This window comes from Anaerococcus sp. Marseille-Q5996, from assembly GCF_946893725.1.
Lineage (GTDB): Bacteria > Bacillota > Clostridia > Tissierellales > Peptoniphilaceae > Anaerococcus > Anaerococcus martiniensis.
In genome coordinates this window covers 342872-362720 of the sequence record NZ_CAMPPE010000001.1, presented here as the reverse complement: position 1 = coordinate 362720, position 19849 = coordinate 342872, and the positions used below count along the sequence as shown (strand labels likewise).

General features: G+C 34.1%; 10 protein-coding genes. All 10 read right to left on the bottom strand.

Annotation, left to right across the window (positions count from 1 at the left end; genetic code table 11):
- Positions 1–40 precede the first annotated feature (40 nt).
- The 10 genes from OC526_RS01775 to OC526_RS01730 all read right to left on the bottom strand — a co-directional run bounded on the left by OC526_RS01775 (position 41) and on the right by OC526_RS01730 (position 19736).
- Complete coding sequence (locus OC526_RS01775; protein ID WP_262121718.1) at positions 41–8719, bottom strand: SpaA isopeptide-forming pilin-related protein; 8679 nt, start codon at positions 8717–8719, stop codon at positions 41–43.
- A gap of 425 nt (positions 8720–9144) precedes the next feature.
- Complete coding sequence (locus tag OC526_RS01770) at positions 9145–11049, bottom strand: hypothetical protein (RefSeq protein WP_262121716.1); 1905 nt, start codon at positions 11047–11049, stop codon at positions 9145–9147.
- An 81-nt stretch (positions 11050–11130) separates the two neighbouring features.
- Positions 11131–12279, bottom strand: a complete 1149-nt coding sequence (locus OC526_RS01765; protein WP_262121714.1) for a toxic anion resistance protein — start codon at positions 12277–12279, stop codon at positions 11131–11133.
- A gap of 8 nt (positions 12280–12287) precedes the next feature.
- Positions 12288–13346 carry a hypothetical protein gene (locus tag OC526_RS01760; RefSeq protein ID WP_262121712.1) on the bottom strand — a complete coding sequence of 353 codons (1059 nt, stop codon included), beginning with the start codon at positions 13344–13346 and terminating at the stop codon, positions 12288–12290.
- Entirely contained in the window at positions 13343–13954 is a 612-nt protein-coding gene (locus tag OC526_RS01755; RefSeq protein ID WP_262121711.1) for a 5-bromo-4-chloroindolyl phosphate hydrolysis family protein, read from the bottom strand. The genes OC526_RS01760 and OC526_RS01755 overlap by 4 nt, the downstream gene beginning before the upstream one ends.
- Positions 13954–15561, bottom strand: coding sequence for a substrate-binding and vWA domain-containing protein (locus tag OC526_RS01750; RefSeq protein ID WP_262121710.1), 1608 nt, complete (start codon positions 15559–15561; stop codon positions 13954–13956). Before OC526_RS01750 ends, OC526_RS01755 begins: the two co-directional genes overlap by 1 nt.
- Positions 15562–15798: 237 nt before the next feature.
- The gene (locus tag OC526_RS01745; protein ID WP_262121709.1) at positions 15799–16632 is read right to left on the bottom strand and encodes an energy-coupling factor transporter transmembrane component T family protein; all 834 of its coding nucleotides are present in this window, start codon (positions 16630–16632) and stop codon (positions 15799–15801) included.
- A complete protein-coding gene (locus OC526_RS01740; protein WP_262121708.1) occupies positions 16629–18335 on the bottom strand; it encodes an ABC transporter ATP-binding protein in 1707 nt (568 codons plus the stop codon). The genes OC526_RS01745 and OC526_RS01740 overlap by 4 nt, the downstream gene beginning before the upstream one ends.
- A 1-nt stretch (position 18336) precedes the next feature.
- Positions 18337–18888: an ECF-type riboflavin transporter substrate-binding protein gene (locus OC526_RS01735; RefSeq protein ID WP_262121706.1), complete on the bottom strand. Its 552-nt coding sequence runs from the start codon at positions 18886–18888 to the stop codon at positions 18337–18339.
- A gap of 8 nt (positions 18889–18896) precedes the next feature.
- On the bottom strand, positions 18897–19736 hold the full coding sequence (locus tag OC526_RS01730; RefSeq protein ID WP_262121704.1) for an S-adenosyl-l-methionine hydroxide adenosyltransferase family protein: 840 nt from the start codon (positions 19734–19736) through the stop codon (positions 18897–18899).
- Between the last annotated feature and the right edge of the window lie 113 nt (positions 19737–19849).

Sequence of the window (19849 nt, the reverse complement as noted above, 5' to 3'; positions counted from 1 at the left end):
TAGGGTTTTTTTTGTATTCAGTTGTTATTTAATTGTAAATTTACCTGCCATATCTATCAGAACGACGTCTGTTTTTATCGTTTTGGAATATAGCAAAGTATGCAATACCCGCAAGCATGATAGCTGTACCAATTAGGGCAAAGCCTACAAATGTACCAGCTCCACCGGTTGATGGGTAGGTTGCTTTTCTATTTAGTACTTTTATTGTTGATACTGATGGGTCTTCTGCGTTACTATTTTCATCAATAATTAGATATCCTTTTGATTTTAATTGGTTAAGATCATCTAAAGAACTATCAGCTGTATGGCTTTCGCTATTGACAGGTTTTATACTTGTAACACCATTGCTTACAGTAACAGTCCACTCTTGATTTGTCTTAATATAGCCACTTAGTGTGCTAGTTTCTTTAAGAGTGTATGTGCCTGGTTCTAAGTCAGTAAATCTTATTTCACCAGCTCCATCTGATTTTAGAGTTTTATTATAGCTGTTTGGACCAGTTAGATTAAACTCTACACCTTCTAGAGCGTTATTTTCTGAGTCTACTTTTAGAAGTTTGAACTTACCCTTAGCTATTTTTTTATTTCCGATATATGGTTGAGAGATAACTTTATTATCTTCGTTATTTTCATCTCTTTCTACCTTAGACACTAGACCATCTTTATTAACGGTAAATTTAGCTACGGCTTCTTTAGGTGTTTCATAGCCTAGTGCAGCTTCAGTTTCCCAAACTTCATACTTGCCTGGAGCTAACTTTGTCCATTTAAGTTTTCCGCCATCCTTACTCTCTTGGCCAGAGCCTTCAACTTTTTTATACTTACCAGTTTCATCTAGTTTTCTTAGTTCAAACTTAGCACCGTTGATAGCTGTAATAGAATTATCTTTATTTTTAGTAACTGATGAATCAACTTCAGATGTGCTAGTTGTGTCGTTATTTTCGACAGATCCTTCTAGCGCTTCTATCTTAGTATATTCTACTTCATTTTTACTATTTGATACTGTAACTTCAACTGGCATTTGGTAAACTAGATTACCATCTGATTTATATGTTGGTTGATAGTTTTTAACTTCATTGTCCCAGTAATAGTTAGTTGAGTTATAGTAATTATCAATATATGACTCATATATAACTCTTGACTTGAACTCAGTAAAGGACTTATTGTCTAGGTAACCTTCTATTACTACATAATAGGTATTACTATTATATTGATTATTAGGTCCTAGATTAATAGTCTGTTGGTACCCTTTATCTAAAGTATATGTTCCATAGGTTTTTATTAACCCACCAGGGGTTGTTATCCCGTATGAAGGTGGTAGATCACCGTTTTGTACATATACTTTATAAGTTAGACCTGTTAGATTTTGATTTGTACTAAAGGTGATACGTTTATTCCAAGAATACTCTTTCATTTGATTAGCATATACTATAGTTCTGAAATATCCTGTAGCAGGGTCTACCTTTGTTGGTAGAGAGTTTACCATTCTAGCACTTGGGTGCTTATCATAGAAGTCTGTATAATTAACATATATTCTATCTTCAAATATCTGACTTCGATTAGTAGGGCTACCTATACCAATAGACATATTTTGATAGCCATTATTTTGGACTTTTATCCTGTTTATAAATAATGGAAGAGTCATATTGATATCTTCAAGTTTTCTTTCTTTTACATAATTTGTAAATGTGTATTTTAGATATTTTTTGCCATCGGCAGTCTTTACTACAGATGCTTTTGCCACTGTACCTTGTGAACCAATGATATCGTGGCCACCAGCTTTTACTACTGTATCTACATTAAACACACCATCAAAATCTATATTGTCTGATATAGATAGGTAGAAATAATCACCTGGCTTTATATCTGAATTACTATTTACGCTATAATTTAGATTTACTTTTAGTCCTTCTGCGTTATTTGGATAAACTACAGATTCTGACCCACTAGAAGAGCTAATGTTTGGTGATGGATTTGAAGATCTATTTAACGTTAGCTGATTAGAGACATCTTTTCCTTCTGTCTCAGGACCAGGTACATTGTATTCATAAGAAATAGTCACAAGTCTAGGCTCAGAATTTCTAATATACCCATCAGCTGACTTAGTTTCTACTAACCAGTATTTACCATATGGTAAGTTAGACCATTTAACTCTTCCGCCATCCTTAGTAGTCTGAGGATTAGATCTGTCGCTTGTAGAAGCTACTTTTGTCCAATCGAAATCATATAGCGTAAATTCAACTCCATCTAATGGATTATTACTATCATCTTTTTTATTTACGATAATTTCACCCTCGCCTGGTTTATCTGGTATATTTTCGATCTCATATTCTACGACGTTATCGAAATTAATATCCGTAAACTCTGTCTTGTCATTAGATATTTTTATATCGCTAATAGATGGAAGAGCTGCTCCTTCTTCTACTTCGATATTTAATACACTATTGAAGAACGATTTAGTGATCGATGTGCTTTGAGGTGATAGTACTTCTGCTACGTTAAACGTTAAGTTCAATACATTAGATATCGGTGTGTCTTGAATTAATCCTAGACCATCATTTATTTTTTCAATAACTGTTTTTTCTTCTATTGTATTATCCAAATTATGATCATTCACTAACGATGGCTCTAATTTAGTTACATCTGCTTCTGCTGCGTATACAGTTGGTGTAATAAGTTCTGATAATGTGTTATATGAGGTTTTTACTGTGTTTAGTAAATTAGCAAATATCACATTATCTAATTTAGAGACTTTTACATATTTTTGCAATGCTGGTATATCTCTATCACCTGTAATGCTCGCTTCCCCGCTAGCCTCGCTATTCCACATATAGTTAAAGAATGCTGGCTCTAGTTTATTATCTATATCTGATGTAATTTTTAATACAAACGACCAGTCATTAGCAAATCTCTCTTTCGGTAAGTTTACCCTAACACTAGTTGTATTTAAGTCAACTGTGTTATTTTGAATTCCATTAATCGATATAGGATGATTCTGGCTATATTCTTGTGTGCCAGGTTTTGCTACATAAGTAGTATTCATATAACTTCTCATATTTTGATTAGTCATTGCATTACTTACTGTAGATTTAGTTGAACCAGTGCCAACTCTAAATAATTCAGCCTTTTTAATTGTACTATTAGAAGAATAAATATTAAATATTGTATTCTTATCTGTACCGTTACCGCCATTATTGGCGTCTGGCTTTAACATAATATATGTTGTAATTTCTCCAGTATTAGTGTTAGTGACTTCAGAATATTCTTTAAAGTTCATATAGCTTGGGTAACCATCATGTTTTACATATAGTGTTTTACCATTTATCGGTACTGGAGTTTGTAGTCTGTATTTTTGTAAATTAACTACTTGTCCATCTTTTACCGATGCTACTAATCTGTTACCATATCCATCATTTTCGATAGTGTAAGTGCCTGTATTCCAGCTAGATGTATCAACTTTTCCTTGAAAAACTCTAACAGACTTACTAGTATAATCTGGGAATTGAACTATTACAGAGTTCTCATTATTAGACACTTCGATATATTTTGGATATTGTGTTTCTATAGGTTTTGGGTCCTCTGTAGGTTCTTTAACTGGATTATCATCTGTGCTATTATCATCCTCACTGTTATTTAATGGCTTATTTGGATCAGTTAAATTAACTATCTTTTTATTTTTTACTTCAATAGTTAATACTTCCTTATCACCATCTTTTATAGTATAGGTTCCGTTATTTAAATTATTTGCATTAATTGTTCCATCAGTTATATTAGTATCTATAGCATTACCAATCTCGTTTACTATGGTCAGTGAATATTTAGGATCTAAACTAATCATATCTCCATTAGCACCAACAGTAATATCTACATTCACTACCGATGTTTGGCCGTTGTTTACTATAATGGTTGTCCATTCACTTATAGCTTTATAACCTTGCGGTATATTTTCTTTTAGATAATATATACCATTAGGTAGATTGCTATAATATATTTCACCATTTTCATTAGTTTTTGTTGTCTCACCAATTTGTGTCTTTTTATCACTACCGTAAAGGGTAAATTCTACTTCTTTAATAGGTTGTTTAGTTTCGCTATCAATTTTTTTTATTTTAAAGTTACCTGGTTCTTTTACATCTGGTTCGTTTCTAACTGTAATCTTACTACTGTCAGATGGATCAATAGTAAATAAGTTATCTGGATCTCTAGAATCTTTATCACCAGTAATTGTAACTTTTCCAGTACTATTTACTGATACATTCCATTTTGTATATACTTCAGATAGACCTTCCGTTTTCACTTCTTCTAAAGTCCATTGTGAATTTAATGGTAGGTTATCAAATACTGCTATACCATCTTTATTAGTAGTAGCTTCTTTTTTTCCTCTCAAATATGAGCTACCCTTACCAGTAAGTTTAAACTTAATACCTGGTAGGTTGTATTCGATCCCATCTTCCACTAGAAGTTTTTTGGATATTTCTAGTCTTCCTTTAGTATTTATAATCTTTAAACTAGATTGGTATTCTTTGAAGTCATTTATATATTTACTTTCAATATTTACTAATGATTTTCTTGTACCATTTTGATCTACATAATAGTTATTATTTTCTGATATAACTGCAGTGTTAGAAGGATAATAGTAAGTTGTACTTCCACTTTCATTTCTTCTCAAATCATCCCATGCTCTTTCGACAGAATTAGTCTCTTCTTTAACTTCAATAGTGAATGGGTCAATTGTGTTATATCCTTGTGGTGTTTTAGTCTCTGTAACAGTATATTTACCTACTGGCAGATAAAACTTGCTTGGTTCTTGTCCAGAAGTGTAGTTTATATTTTTGCCATTCCCTGATATATTAAAGCTAACACCAGAGATAGGTCTATTATCTGAATCTACCTTATTTATTCTTAGAGGGTTTTTAGCTTTATAACTAATTACAGTTTGGAATTTTTTCTTATCTCCTGTTCCATCTTCAAATGTCGGGTAAATGTTTATTTCTACTGCTTCATTTACATCCGCAGAACTAATATAGTAGTTGCTTGATTCTTTTTTAGTCTCAGGTATTTTTCTAAAAACTTCATTAGCTTTATCTTTATGAGGTTTAAATTTATTAGCTGAACTATCATAATGAATTTGAGTGTATAATCCACTTTCACTTGGAAGTTCACCATTTATAACTTTTTTTCCAAGACTTGTATTTTCATTATATGCATCATCTGGGTTTGATATCATCTTTGGAGTAGAGTATATATCGATAATTCTAAACATTAGAATTTGTGCAACATAGTATTTTTCTTCTTCACTTTGAAAGTCAGTATTTTCAACTAGATATAACGCTCTTTTAATATCATCATACATTCTAGCCTTATTTCTCTTATCTCTATCTTTATATAGACCATTACCATCAATAGATGATCTATATCCAGCATAATTGTTTAAATCATCTATGGTTGCATCTTTAATGTTTTTTTGATGAATTTTTAAGTTATCTCCAGTTAATTTAATTATTGGATACTGTAGACCATAGTTGATACAAAGTGCAAACTCTCCACTCTCTCTTATAATCATCCATGTCGAGTCATTATTGTATTGGGTAACGTGAACGATAGAACTTTGTTCTTTTCCAGTTAGCTTCCTTAAACTAGCAGTCTGCTCTCCACCATAATAGCCTACTCCATCATCAAATCTATTGCTAAATTTGATGGTGGCTGTGGAGTCGGTTGTTGGTTTGGAAGCGGTATTTGCAAATGTGTAGTTGATTACTGTACCAGGTACTAAAACTGATAATTTCGAACTAAGTTGTTGTCTAAAATCAGCTGCACTTGAAACTGTAATAGCTCCACCTTGAAGAGGAGTAAATGATCCATCTTTATTTGGTTGTAATACTTCTATTGAAAGATTATCACCAGTATTGTTGTTATTATTAAAGGCAGTATCAAAGATATCATTACCTAGACTGTTTTTTGGATTGTTTAAGAATCTTTCATCATCTTGGAGTCTTAGGGTGTCTGATATTTGCCAATTTATTGTATTTGTTCCAGCAAATTCTCCAAATACTGACCTAGATTTATCTGTGTATGATTTAGCTTTGTACTTATCATCTTGGTAGGCTGCTATCATTGCGTCTGCTGGCAGTCTAGTGTCTACTACGTTGAAGCCGTCTTCAAATTTCCTTACTTGACCATCTCCTGATTTAAATGGGATAATCCATGGCATAGCTGCTACAAGTTTTGCCCAGTCGTTTTTGAATTCTTCATAAACTGTTTGAATGTAGTTTTTATCTGGAGTTAGTCTTAGACCTAGGTCATACATTTGATATTTGGCATGATTATCTTTTGGAGTTGCTTCTACGTGGATGATTAAGTCATTTGGTAGCTTTTCTTTGGAGATGTTTAGATTAAATTTATATAAGTTTCCATCTTGTTCTAAAGTGCTATCAGCAAATGTAGTTGTTCCATTATCTGATCTTTCACGAACCTTTTTGGCATTATCATTGGTAGAAACATCGCTTAGATTATCTTTAACAGTTACCTTAAAGTTTGTTAATCCCTGAGCTGCAGGAGCATATAAACTTAGTCCTACGTTATCAAATTCTAAATGAGATGGCTTGATTTGATCTGTCTCAATCCTAATATCCCAATTTACTGTTTTTTTAGTTTGGTCATAGTATTGATATGTCCAGTAGTTTGTCTTATAAGGATAAGTTTTTCTAAATGCACTTTGATTGTCTACTGCAAACACATCTCCTGTAGTTTTCTCTTCCTTAGCTTTTGAGATGAGCTTTTTGATAGCTTCTTCATTTTCTGTATAGACCCTATCAGCATCTTCATCTGTAAGATTATATTTTCTTTCCAATTCGTACATATAATTTTGGAAGTCTTCAATAGTCACGCCTTCTTCAGCTAGTTTTGCTGCTGCTTGTTCATATGGAGTTTTATCTGATAGGTCTTTGCCTTCTTCTGTTTTTCCTTGGTCAGCAGTTTCTTCTGTCTTTTCTTCTGTATCAGATCCTGCCGCTTGGTCTATATCGATATTAGCTACTTTGTATTTTTCTTCGTTTAGGCCTATTAATAAAGAAGCTAGTATATCTTTGGTTTGACTCTCATCAATTTCTTTGTCATTTTTGATATTTTGTACTGATTGTTTAAAGTCATCCCAATTGATTTCTTCTTTATTATATGCTTCTAGGATTTGTTCTATTTCGTTTGTTGCTTCTTCTATATTTGCTGTTAGTTTGTCATCAGCTTTTAATTTATCAAAATATGCATCTTTATTTAGTGCAATTGCTGATAGGTTTTCAACAGGATCAGTTTTTGAATTTGTAGAAAAATTCTGGTCCTTTTGGTCTGTTATGCTATCATTGGAGGAGTTTACCTCTGCATAATTTTTAGAAAAAATATTAGGCAGAGGATCTGCATCATCTGAGGCTTGTTCTTCTTTTGCTTCATTTTTTTCTTCTGTTGCTGATAGGTTTTCAGCAGGATCAGTTTTTGAATTTGTAGAAAAATTCTGGTCCTTTTGGTCTGTTATGCTATCATTGGAAGAGTTTACCTCTGCATCATTTTTAGAAAAAATATTAGGCAGAGGATCTGCATCATCTGAGGCTTGTTCTTCTTTTGCTTCATTTTTTTCTTCTGTATATGTTGGGTTTGGAATTTTGATGTCGTTATAGGCAAATTCTTTTGTATTTGCTTTTGGTCTGGTGTTAAGTTCTACTTTTGCTAGGTATCCTTCTGGGATAGATAGTTTTAGATTATTTGCAAAAGCTAATGTTTTTGTGAATGATTCGTTTAGGACATAACCTTTTTCTTGGGCCTCGTAGTACTCAATCTTTACTTGAGATTCTGTTGTGTCTTGGCCTTGGTCTAGGTTTATGTCGTAGGTAAATTCTTTGTTATCTTTTGCATTTATATAATCTGTCCAAATGATTTGTGCTGGTGTGCTTTGGAAGATTCCTTTTTGTTCTTCTTTGTACTCACCCTTATACAAGTGAAGGCTTTCTTGATTTTCTACTAGTCTGCCTTCTGGGTTTGCTATGTTGCCTTCATTATCTATTGTGATTTCTGTTGTGTTTGCTTTTTCTATTTCTAGAGCATATCTATCTTGGTAAATTTTATTGTCTGGAGAAGCTATTGTGAAATCTAGGGCAAGTTGAGGGGATTTTTGCTCTAAATCTTTTAAAGCTTGATCTGTTAATTTTGCGTTCAAGTAATAAACCACACCATTTTGTGGCTTGTTTGTTGTGATTCCTGTGGATCTTATATTGTCTGTGCTGTTAAATGCATTTGGTGTGCCTTGTGTGTAGTTGATTTCTTCTTCATTGCCATTTGCATCTAAGGCTTGGACTTTTTCTACCTTTAGGTCTAGTAAATCTGTATTTTGTGTGATAGCAAATGTTGTGGTTTGCTTATCTGAACTTTCTTTTTCAGGTGTTTTGTTAATTATTTTGATTATGTAATCAATCTGACCTGTTGTTTTTGAAAGAGATGCGGATTTTTCGATTATGTAATCATCACTTTCGTCTGTGCTTAGTTCGCTTTTTAGCAAAGCTGTATGTACCTGATCTTCTTTTGTTTCTTCTGGTGCTTGTATGCCCATCACCGATGTGTTTTCCGTGTATGTGTTGCTATTGTCACCAACCATAGCAAAAGCATTTGCCGGTATAGACATCATAACTGCAAGCGTAGATGCGAGCAGTTTTACAGAAAACTCTTGTAACTTGCCTTTCATAAATCTTCCCCCTTGATTTATATTTTTTCATTGATTTTTTTAAAATTTCGTCAATCTATAGTCTTTTACTTCTATTTATTATACTACTAAATTAACGTGAATTGTGAGCATTTTTAAATGTTTTTTATATATTTTTTAAAAAAACCAAATTTATCTTAATTAATCTGCCTAATGCATTTCAGTGATTGCAACATTTTGGCAATCTTAATGGTTATCCCGACTAATTTAGTCATACTTTGGATTATATGATAATGCTTAGATAAATTCTAGTAGTGTTTTTAGTTTTTTCTTTGAAAATGTAAATATATATAAAATTTGTATAATCGAGTTGAATTTTTATAAGATATTTATCTTTAATTTGATTTATAGTTTTGCAATATAAAAACACCCAGGCTTGTACCGGGTGTTTTGGATATTATATTTACCTATTTTAGTATAGCTTTTACAAATTCTAAATCTTCTAAATATTTTGCAAGTGTTGGATATGCCTTGCTTGCGCTTTCTTTTGTAGCTGTGTTTTCTACTTTACTTAGCGGATCTAGGGTTATTGTTACTACTTTTTCAAGGTCTTTGTAGACATTTTCTGAGTAGCCTGGCACTAGATTTTTGAAGTTTTCGCCTGACTCTTGATTTTGCTTGGTACTGTCTACATTTGCTAGAACTTTTTCGTTATTTTTTTCTAATTTTTCGATATTATCTAGTAAAGCTTTGATTTTAGCTAGTTCTTCTTCACTATCTAAGGCTTGATTTGCCTCTATTGATAGGTTTACTTGATCGATGATTTGACTAACTTTTTCGTTGTTTGTGTCTACTTGTGTAAGTAATTCGTATGTGTCATCATCTATTGATTTATTTAAATCCATTACTGTATTTACAGCGTATTTGCCATAAATTCTTTGCAATTCATCTTGGATTGCTTGGTTTCTATCATCAATTTCTTTGATAAGGTCAGCTATGTTTATATCTTGATCAGTCTCTGTTTGCTTGTTTGCAAGTGTTACTATTGTTGGATACTCCTTATCGATTTCTTTTAGAGTATTGATAATTTCAGTGTTTCTATCTTCGATGTCAATTCTTAGATTATCCACATCAATTTGGCTAATGTTTGTAAGTGATGGGTTTGTTGAACTATTGCTTGTATTATCTTTTAAGGATACGACCTTGACATCCTTTTGAGATGCTTGATTGTTTGGATTCTCCACACTTTGAGATTCTTGACTTTTATCAATTTTTCTCATCTGCTCAAGGATTTGCTCATTTCTTTGCTCAATGTCTTGGGCTAGAGATTGTTGATTTGTTTGGTCTGATGATTGTGTTTTTGCATGAATTTCTGTATTTTCGCTTGCCTTAGCTATAGAGCTATTATCTATAGTCCTAAGCTCATCTTTGATTTCTTTGTCATTTTCTTGGATTGTTTTGCTTAAATCATCTATTTGATTTTTTAAGTCAGTATTTTCTGCATCTCTTTTTAGCTCGACACCATTTAGAGAAAATGCATTATCCTCACTTGAAACATCAGATTGGAAAGATATTTTCACTAGTCCTTTTGCTGGAAGGTTTAGATTTTGAATGTTTCCAAAGTCTAAGTCAATTGTATTTTCTTTTACAAAACCATCTTTAGCTGCCTTGAATGTTTCAATTGTGATTTTTCCTGGATTTTTTTGATTTTCGCTTAAGTTTAAATCATAATTTCTAATTATATCTTTATTTGTTGGATTTACTAAGTAATCTGACCATTCTATCTTTGTTTGGTCAATAAATTTACCAGCTAAAGTTGAAGAAACTTCATTGATTTCTTCTTCTTTTAGAATGTCTTTGCCTTCTGTGTCTTTTGCTAGGGCGTAAGCCACTCTTTTTATAGTGCTTATACTATCATTTGCTAATATGTAATCAAAAACAAAATTATTTGTCTTGCCTTCTTTGATATTTGCTCTTAAGCTGATAGATTTTGCATTTTTTAAGTCAACAGTAATTTTTTTGCCGCCATCAAATCCTTCTGTTTTTACGGCTTGATTGCTGATATCTTCATCCTCAAGCACTTCTAGACTTTCAAGATTTGACCTATCTAGGATATAAAAAACTGCTTTTAAGTCTTCATCTTCTTTAGCATTTGTGATGTTTAATGTGTAATTTACAGTTTTTCCACTTTCATCTAGCTTGCTTGATAGTTCTGATTTGATGTCTTCTCTTACTTCATTATTAGTTTGTCCAATGGTTGTAGCTATTGTATTTTCAGTATTTGTGCCCTCTGCTGCTTTTGCTGTAGTTGGTAAAACTAATGCAAGCGCAAGGGCTAGGGATGTGTATTTTGTGATTGTTTTGCCTTTCATGAGTCCTCCAAATCTACTCTATTATATTAAATTATGGCTAAAATTTCAACATTTTAGTAGATTAACTCAATATATCTAAAATTATTCGCCTCTGGTGCCTGGTGCCAAGGTTTTCGCTAGCTCATCTCTTAATTCGTTTTGGATATCTATAAGTTCTTTTTCAGCTAGCTTTCTTTGGTTGGCAGCATCACGTTGGATTTGGACAGATTCATTGATGGTTGCAATAAGATTTTGATTTACTTCTTTGATGGTATCTACATCTATGGTTGATCTTTGGGCTTCTTTTTGGATTTCTACTGTTGAATTTCTAAGGTTTTCTGAGTTTCTGCGTAGTAGCTCATTTGTAGTATCAGAAACTTGTTTTTGCATATTTACTATCTCTTGTTGGCGGTTTAGGCCAAGGGCTATTACAACCTGTGACTTCCAAAGTGGGATAGTATTATTGACTGAATCAGTTATTTTGTCTACCAATAATTGGTCGTTATTTTGGATAAGCTTAATTTGTGGGGCAGTTTGTAGGGCAACGGCCTTTGATGTTTTTAGGTCAAATATACGTTTTTCAAAACGGTTTACATTTTCTTCAAAGTCACGTACTACTTGCATGGCCATTGGCTCATCTGAACTTTCAGCATCTTTATATAGGGCTGGCAGGGTCTCACTTCTCATCTCTGCTACAGCTTCTTCACCTGCTATGATATATCTTTCAAGCTCTTTAAAATAGTCAATATTTTGCTCGTAAAGCTTGTCAAAAACTCCAATGTCTTTTAAAAGCTCCATGCGGGCTGTTTCTAATTGGGCAGAAATCTTATCGATTTGTGTTTCCATATTTTGGTATCTAGCCAAGTATTTTTCAACTTGTTTTTTTGGCCCACCAAATAATTTGTCAATAAGTGATTTTTCGCCAAAGTTTTGTATATCGACATCATTTACCTTTACAAGTAGGTCTGTCATCAGCTCTCCCACTTCTCCCGCATCCTTACTTCTTACCTCAGATAAGATTTGCTCAGAGAATTGGGCAATGCCTTTTTGGGCATTTGTTCCATAAACTGATGATAATTGTGAGTTTCTAAGGTCGATTTGATTTTTAATTTGGTCAATCTTTGTCCTATCTTCTGGGCTGATTTTTTCAACTCTTTTTTCAGTTACTTCTGCAATTTCGTTTTTATCAAGGCTTATGTCTGTAGCAGGTCCCTTGTTGTCCATAAGGTTGTCTAGTGAATAATCTGGCATAATTTCTCCTATTTTATTGCTTCCATTAGTTCTAACATCACATCTATATTTGGCATTTGCATTATTTTGGTTACTTGGTCTGCCATGCCGTTTACGTTGAATTCGTCAGGGTTTTCTGTTCCTGATACTATGGTTCTAAATCCGTGGTCTTTCCATGCGAGTGTTTGGATCTCTTTATCCATTAGGGCGTTTAGTCCTACTTTTCCCTGATCTGTTAGGGCTATATATACGTGGGATGACCATACAGTTGGCTCTGGGTAGAGGATTATGATGTCATCTCTGATTTGCTCATACATATCTGGCTCTTGTTTGGAAAACTCTAGCAATTGGGATTCGTAGCCTGCTATGATTGGAAATGATCCCACTCCTTGTCGGAGAAATTGGTTAAACATATCTATAGATGATGTTTGCATATAGCCAATTTGATTGTAAATGCGGGTGATGTCCTTTTTTACATTATCAATGCTTGCGGTTGTTACTGGTTTATTGTCGTTTAATGCATTTGCCAAAAGACCTAGGAACATGTTTCCAGAATTTGACTCATTTGGGTCTGTAGTATCAACTAGTATTGGCCCATAGAGTTGGGAAAGACCAATATCTGCCCAAGTTTTTTCATCTTTCATAAGACCTGCAAGCTTGGTCATATCTACAAAATGTACTCCATTTTCTTCACGGACTACACCTTGATCTATGAGGGCATCTACTACTATTTTTCTGGAATATAGGACTATGGGAGTGTTAAAAACTATCTCATTTTGCAAGTCCTTGCCACCATTTTTTCTAAATAGCTCTAAGGCTAGCTGGCTGGATGGCCATAAGTAGTCTCTGTCACTGGTATCTACACTTGCCATGGCAAGGGATCCTTCTTTTCTGTAGTCCATGCTTAGACCGTAAGATTTTTTGGCCCTTTGCTTAAAGTCTTCATTTTCTACCAAGGGGATTTTTTCCCCACCGATAAATCCACTTATGGATACATCATTTGGAGTCTGATTTTGATAGTACATATAGCCGCCTGCACCAACTATTACTAAAAGAAGTACTATAAGTCCCCATTTTTTCTCTTTCATTTAATATCTCCTCCTAGCTTGATAGTTTGCTCTAATAGGTCTGTTTCGACCTCAAGTTTGTTGATTTTGTCCTTGTGGTAGGCATCCCTTTGGCTGGCAAAAATTTTTATTAATAAATCAAGTGATTCCTTGGTTTTTTCCTTTATGTCGTTAAACTTATCAGCACTGACATTTGCCCTATCTAGGTCGTTGTAATTATCCACTATTTCACGAGCTGTGCCTATATAATAGTCTAGGAAATGCCTTGATTTACTGATTTCCTTAGGATTGTTTTCTAAGTAAAATTCTATGTCATTGGTAATTTTTGCAAGTTCATTTGTCTTTGCTTTTATGCTGGTATCTTTTATGCTTGCTGCAGCCTCTGTCAATTTTTTCTGGTCTATTTGAAGTTTTTGGTAAATTGCCTTGATTTCTTCGGCATTTTCCAAGGCTTCGATTTCTGTATTGCCTATCATAAGCTTTGGTTTGCTTATCAAATATACACCTGTATAGACCCCAACAGCCAAGATTGCTGCTACCAAAAAGTGCCATTTTGCACCTATTAGGAGGCCAAAAAAAGTTATTAGTGCTGCAAGAAGTGCCCTAAAGTCCCTTCTACTGTCATTCATTAATTGTATCCTTTTACATTTTGGAAGGCCTTGATCATATCGCTCCTGCCGTCAAAAACTCTTGCCCTAGACATTTGAGCAATCTCTTCCAAGTCGCTTTCTTTTGCATCCCCAAACATGATTGAAAATATTGGCACGTCATAGCCTAAGTCTTGGTAGCTAGCCTTTAGATCTTCAAAGCCAGCTGGACCATTTGGCCTGCCGTCGGTTAATACTACTATGGCTGGACTATAATTAGCCAGTTGCTCCTTATTGTCTTTTAGTATATCAACTGCTTGGATAATAGCCTCATACATAAAGGTTGATGTTTGTGGCTGGTAGTTACTTTCAAGGTCTTCATACATTTTATTTAAATTATCTGCATTACCTTCTGCTGTAATTATCCCAAGCACCCTATCAGAAAATGGGATAAGGGCTGTGTAGTCCTTGCTGGTACCTAAAAGTAGGTTGGCACTTGCATTTTCCGGTACTAAGACTTGGTTCATGGCTTCAAGCATTTGAGTATAGCCGTTATTATCATGCATAGAACCAGAATAATCTAGGACATAGATGGTAAAGGCTGGTTTTTTAAACTCTGTTTGGTACATATTTAAGGCTTCCATGATGACATCAGCTTTTGGAAGTCTAACAGGACTTAGGGTCTTATCCAAATCAATGCCCCAATCTGCTTTATAGACTCCTCTATTTGCCTCACGCACTGTACCAAAGGCTGACCTTTTACCTGTTTGTTCAATCTTGCTTTGGGCCTCATCGCTTAGTAAATATTCTTGGAATTTTCTAAAGGCCTCTTCTTTTTGGCTATCACCCTTGTCAACATAGGCTAATGGCGAATCAGAAATAGATAGGCCGTCAGTTGGATAAACTAGGTACAAAGGCTCCTTGCCTTCTTCTTCTAGCTTTTGGTTGGTTGCAATAATTAGTTGCTCGTAGTTGACCATGGCATCATAATCACCATTTAAGAACAAGTCCACAAGCCAGTTTGATGATCCTGATGAACGCTCTACACCTGATAAAAGTGAGGTGATTTGCTCTTTGAGATTTTCATCTGCTAGGTCCTCGCTAGTTAGGCCCTCTTTTTCTTTTGCTAGAGAATTTAGAAATCCTAGATAGGCACTAGCCCCAGAGTTTGATTGGGTGGCTGAAGTCATAGTAAATTTGAGTTTGTCTGACTTTATAGCGTCTATAATCTCAGAAGTTTCTACATCCCTATCTACAAAACCAAGGTCTTGGGCTAAAGATTTTTTGATACCAAAAACAATTGGAGACTGGGAAGTGGTTTCTGCATATTTTAATACGTGGTTAGTATCTCCCAAATTTAGCCAAATAGAGGAAGCTGGCCAAACTGCATCATATGTAATATCTTCTGTGCCAATCATCCTCATAATATCAAGAGATCCCAGATAGTCAATCTCAATATTTTGCTTATTTGCCTTTGCATATTCCTCAATAATAGGTTCAAGTTCCTTATTTTCTGAACCTGCTACTATGCGAAGAGACTCTCCACTGGTATAGGAGCTTTGAAAATCAGCATTGCTAGTAGTTTCAGAAGTTCCTCCACAAGAGGTAAAAATAATAAGTGATAAGAGAATAGTGAATATTTTTTTCATAAGAGTTCTCCTTAAGTCTTTCTATTACAATTATACCTAATATTTGGGGTTTTAATCGACTAAATTAAGGAATTTTACATATTTTTAACAAAAATTTAAGAGGAATTTATGATTTATAAAAAATGCGACGTAAACCGCCGCATATAGGTAAAATTATTTGTTTGTAAACTTGACCAGAGATATTTTGCAGAGTTTCAAAATCCTTTAATTTCTGGTAAATGTTTTATCAATTCACCATTAATGGACAAAGGGATTGTAAAATCTACCGCCATTAACAAAGAATAAGCATATGCCAAGCATTGTAATCAAAGCACAAACCACAATAGCAAATATATCTATTTTTCTAAAGGGCCTATATGAGTACCATGTTCTTGTGTTTTCTTTGCCAAAACGTCTAAGTTCCATGGCTTGGCTAATGGTTTCTATACGGTTTAGGCTATCAAAAATTAAAGGCCATACAATATTTGACGATGATTTTATCCTATCTATCAAGCTTGCTTTTTTACTCATCTCTATCCCCCTAGCTTGGCTGGCTAATTTTATGTCATTGTATGATTCTTGGATGTCTGGGATATATCTTAGGGCCAGGGCAACTGAATAGCTTACCTTGTAGGATACTCCGACTTTATTTAGGCTTGATGCAAATTCACTAGGGCTGGTTGTAAAAATGAATATTAATGCAAGCGGTATGGTTGAAAAGTATTTTATAGCAACATTTAGTTCATAAAAAAGCTGCTCTTTTGTTAGGGAATACCTGCCCCAACCTTGCCTAATGACAGTCCTGCTCTTATATAAGTTTACCCCGTATTCTGGTTCAAAAATGTAGATTGCAAGTAGGTTTAGTAGTGCAAAAACTAGGACAAACTTGACCACAAAACTAACCGCATCCCAGGGAATTTCTGCTAGTTTAAATAAAAATATAGAAAAGATGGTTACAAAAAGTAAAAATCTCGTATCATAGCTTGTCATCACTATGATTGAAAGCATGAGAAAACAAATAAGCTTGGTAGTTCCAGATAGCCTATGAATGATGGTGTTATTTTCTATGTATCCTAGGATTTTATCATTCATAGCCTGCTCCTTTCGTAGCTTATAAATTTCTCTATAAATTCTTCTGGGTCATAGTCAATGCTTCTAGCAAGTTTTGAAAGTGAAGTTTCTGCTAGCGAAGCATGATTTAAGAGATTTACATTGGAAAATAAGGCTTTGGGACTGGTATCTGCTAAGAGTGTTCCATCTGCAAAGACCAATGTTCTTTGGGTATATTCTTGGATTAGGTGCATATCATGGGAAATCATTAAGATTGTAAGCTTATATTCCTGGTTTAGTTTTTGAATAAATTCCATTATTTCTGTATAGTGCCTATAATCTTGACCAGCTGTCGGCTCATCTAGGATGATTACTTGTGGGTTTAATATTAAAATTGACGCAATGGTTACCCTACGTTTTTGCCCATAGGAAAGGGCTGATATAGGCCAATTTCTAAAGGGATAAAGACCACAAATTTTTAGTATTTTTTCGCATTCTTCTTCGATTTTCTCATCACTTGCCCCACGAAGTTTTAGACCAAAGCCCACCTCTTCTTTGACATTTGTCTTTGAAATCATGGCGTTTGGATTTTGCAAAACATAACCTATATTTTCTGCAATTTCTTTTATGGAGAGATTTATAGTATCTGTATTATTTAAGATAATCTGCCCAGCTGTTGGCCTTAAAAATCCACATAGTAGCTTGGCAAGGCTTGATTTGCCTGCTCCATTTGGACCGACTATGCTCACCACTTCGCCTTTGTTAATTGTAAAATTAACATCATCAAGGATTTGATTGTTTTTTTCATAGGCAAAGGATAGCTTATCTACCCTAAGAATCTCATTATTTTCTCTAAGTTCCTTTGATATTTCAATCTTATCCGCCCAGTTTTTTACCAAGACTAGTTGATCTTGATTTAGATCTGTATTTTCAAAGGATCCTAGATTTGTGATTTTGGATAAGTCTAGGCCTGCATATTGTAAGGCATTGATATAAAGGGGTTTTCTAACACCGATTTTTTCTAAAATATCAGATTTTAAAATTTCTGAAGGACTAGTATCCATCAAAATTTGCCCCTCATCTACAACCATTATACGATCTGGGTTTAAATTTAGGGCTTCTTCAAGCCTATGTTCAATGACGATAATTGTATAATTATACTTTTGGTTTAGCTGATCAATTAGCTTCATTGTAGCCATACCACTTGCTGGATCTAGATTTGCCAATGGCTCATCGAGCAGGAGGATTGGAGTATCTGAAACCAAAACTCCAGCTAGTGACACACGTTGTTTCTGCCCTCCAGATATTTGATTGGGTTTGTGGGTCAAAAGATTTGAAATCTCAAGTCTATCTGCCCATTTTGATACAGCTTCTTTCATCAAATCTTGGCTAACATTGTCATTTTCTAGAGAAAAGGCAATATCCTCAGCTACAGTCAGCCCCACAAATTGCCCGTCTGTATCTTGCAAAACTGTTCCAACTAAAAGAGAGATATCAAAAATTGTAGAATTTTCGATATCTTTATCTAGTATGCTCACTTTGCCAGTGGTGACCCCATCAAAAGTATTTGGTATTTGGCTATTTATTGCCTTGGCTAGGGTGGATTTGCCAGATCCACTTGGACCAATAATAACAATTTTTTCGCCCTTTTTAGCTTCAAAATTAATGTTTTTTAAGGTTGACTCTTGCTGGGATTTGTATTTAAATGTAAAGTTTTCAAATTTGATTTGTGTGTTATTTTCCAATTTAATCTCTTCTTAAAGAATTTTCTGCTGTTTGTGTTTTTGTGTAGGCAATGATTAAAAGTGTGCCTAGGATTGCTACAGCTAGTGAATTTGTTAGGGCTGCTACGATTCCTTGAACAAAAACTTTATTTGCTGGTTCTGAATAAATAAGGATGTCTAGGACTGGCGCTACTACTGCCCAAGCAAGAATGTTTGTTAATAATTGTCCTATATTAAATCTTATAATGTCAGATTTTTCAAAAACTCCATTGCTAATATTTATTTTCTTTGCAGCTAATCCATATCCAAATCCAGTGATGCCAGATGAGATAACCCAGCTAATCCATAGACCATAAGTCAATAAGTCCTTTACTCCGTGTCCTATAAGTCCTATTAGTCCACCTACTACTGGGCCAAAAAGTGCACTCATTAATGCTAAAAATGGATATGTTGTTTCAAGAGAAGTGTTTGGTATCCCAATTGGTATAGATAGGAAACGTCCTAGGATAAAAAATACTGCAGCTCCTATGCCGACTGCTACGATTTTTGTTGTGGTTGATTGATTTTTATTCATTATTACTCCTAATTAATCTTTTCTACTTCGATGGTCCAGCTAGACCCAGTGCCAATTTGATAAGTTTCTGAGAAATTGCTTTGATTAATTGCAATTCCAAGGTTTATAAGGGAGTTTATATAAGCTACAACTTCACCTTGTTTTACATCTGAGAAGCTGTGTCCGTATATGATTTGATTTTCATATTTTTTTGTATCATCGTGATAGATTTTGATCTTTATCGCATCACCAGTATTAAATCCATTTTCCTCAAGCATTTCTTGGGGGATATTTGTCCACAGTGAACCAAAGCGAATATCTAGAATATCAACTGTTCCATGGATTGTGCCATTTTCTACATAGGCCTCTTTAATTTCTAAAGTTTCTATATTATCTACATTAAAATCTTCGAGTGTTTCATAATATGCCTTGTCTGATGCAATCTTTGCTCCATTGTATGAATATACATCACGTCCGTGGAAGGTGTGACTTTTTTCAGAAAAAGGCAGGCGGTTGTTATTTTCGTCAATTATTTTTGCAGACTCAATGCCAATGTATTTTTTAATATGTGAAAGTGTACCGTTATCAGGTGTGATAACAAAATGACCAGTAGCAGTTTTTACAGCAATACTTTTTCTTTCAGAGCCAACACCAGGATCGACAACTGATACAAAAACAGTATTTTCCGGCCAATATCTAATAGTTTGGATAAGTCTATAGGATGCTTCAAAGATATTATATGGTTTGATGTCATGGGTTAAATCATCTACTTTTATGCTTGGATCGACAATATTAGCAACCCCGTGCATAGCAGAAACTGCCCCATCAGCTAAACCAAAATCGGATTGAATAACTAATGATTTGCTCATAAATACTCCTTTGTTTATATATGTATATTATAACTTCTAATTGATTTTTTTCCACAATACAAGCTTTAGATAAGGTCTACTTATATATAGAAAAATACGGCAATCTTTCCCGA

Excerpts from the sequence above, each read along its gene's own strand:
- OC526_RS01775 (WP_262121718.1), bottom strand. The coding sequence starts at position 8,719 with ATGAAAGGCAAGTTACAAGAGTTTTCTGTAAAACTGCTCGCATCTACG.
- OC526_RS01770 (WP_262121716.1), bottom strand. The coding sequence starts at position 11,049 with ATGAAAGGCAAAACAATCACAAAATACACATCCCTAGCCCTTGCGCTT.
- OC526_RS01765 (WP_262121714.1), bottom strand. The coding sequence starts at position 12,279 with ATGCCAGATTATTCACTAGACAACCTTATGGACAACAAGGGACCTGCT.
- OC526_RS01760 (WP_262121712.1), bottom strand. The coding sequence starts at position 13,346 with ATGAAAGAGAAAAAATGGGGACTTATAGTACTTCTTTTAGTAATAGTT.
- OC526_RS01755 (WP_262121711.1), bottom strand. The coding sequence starts at position 13,954 with ATGAATGACAGTAGAAGGGACTTTAGGGCACTTCTTGCAGCACTAATA.
- OC526_RS01750 (WP_262121710.1), bottom strand. The coding sequence starts at position 15,561 with ATGAAAAAAATATTCACTATTCTCTTATCACTTATTATTTTTACCTCT.
- OC526_RS01745 (WP_262121709.1), bottom strand. The coding sequence starts at position 16,632 with ATGAATGATAAAATCCTAGGATACATAGAAAATAACACCATCATTCAT.
- OC526_RS01735 (WP_262121706.1), bottom strand. The coding sequence starts at position 18,888 with ATGAATAAAAATCAATCAACCACAACAAAAATCGTAGCAGTCGGCATA.
- OC526_RS01730 (WP_262121704.1), bottom strand. The coding sequence starts at position 19,736 with ATGAGCAAATCATTAGTTATTCAATCCGATTTTGGTTTAGCTGATGGG.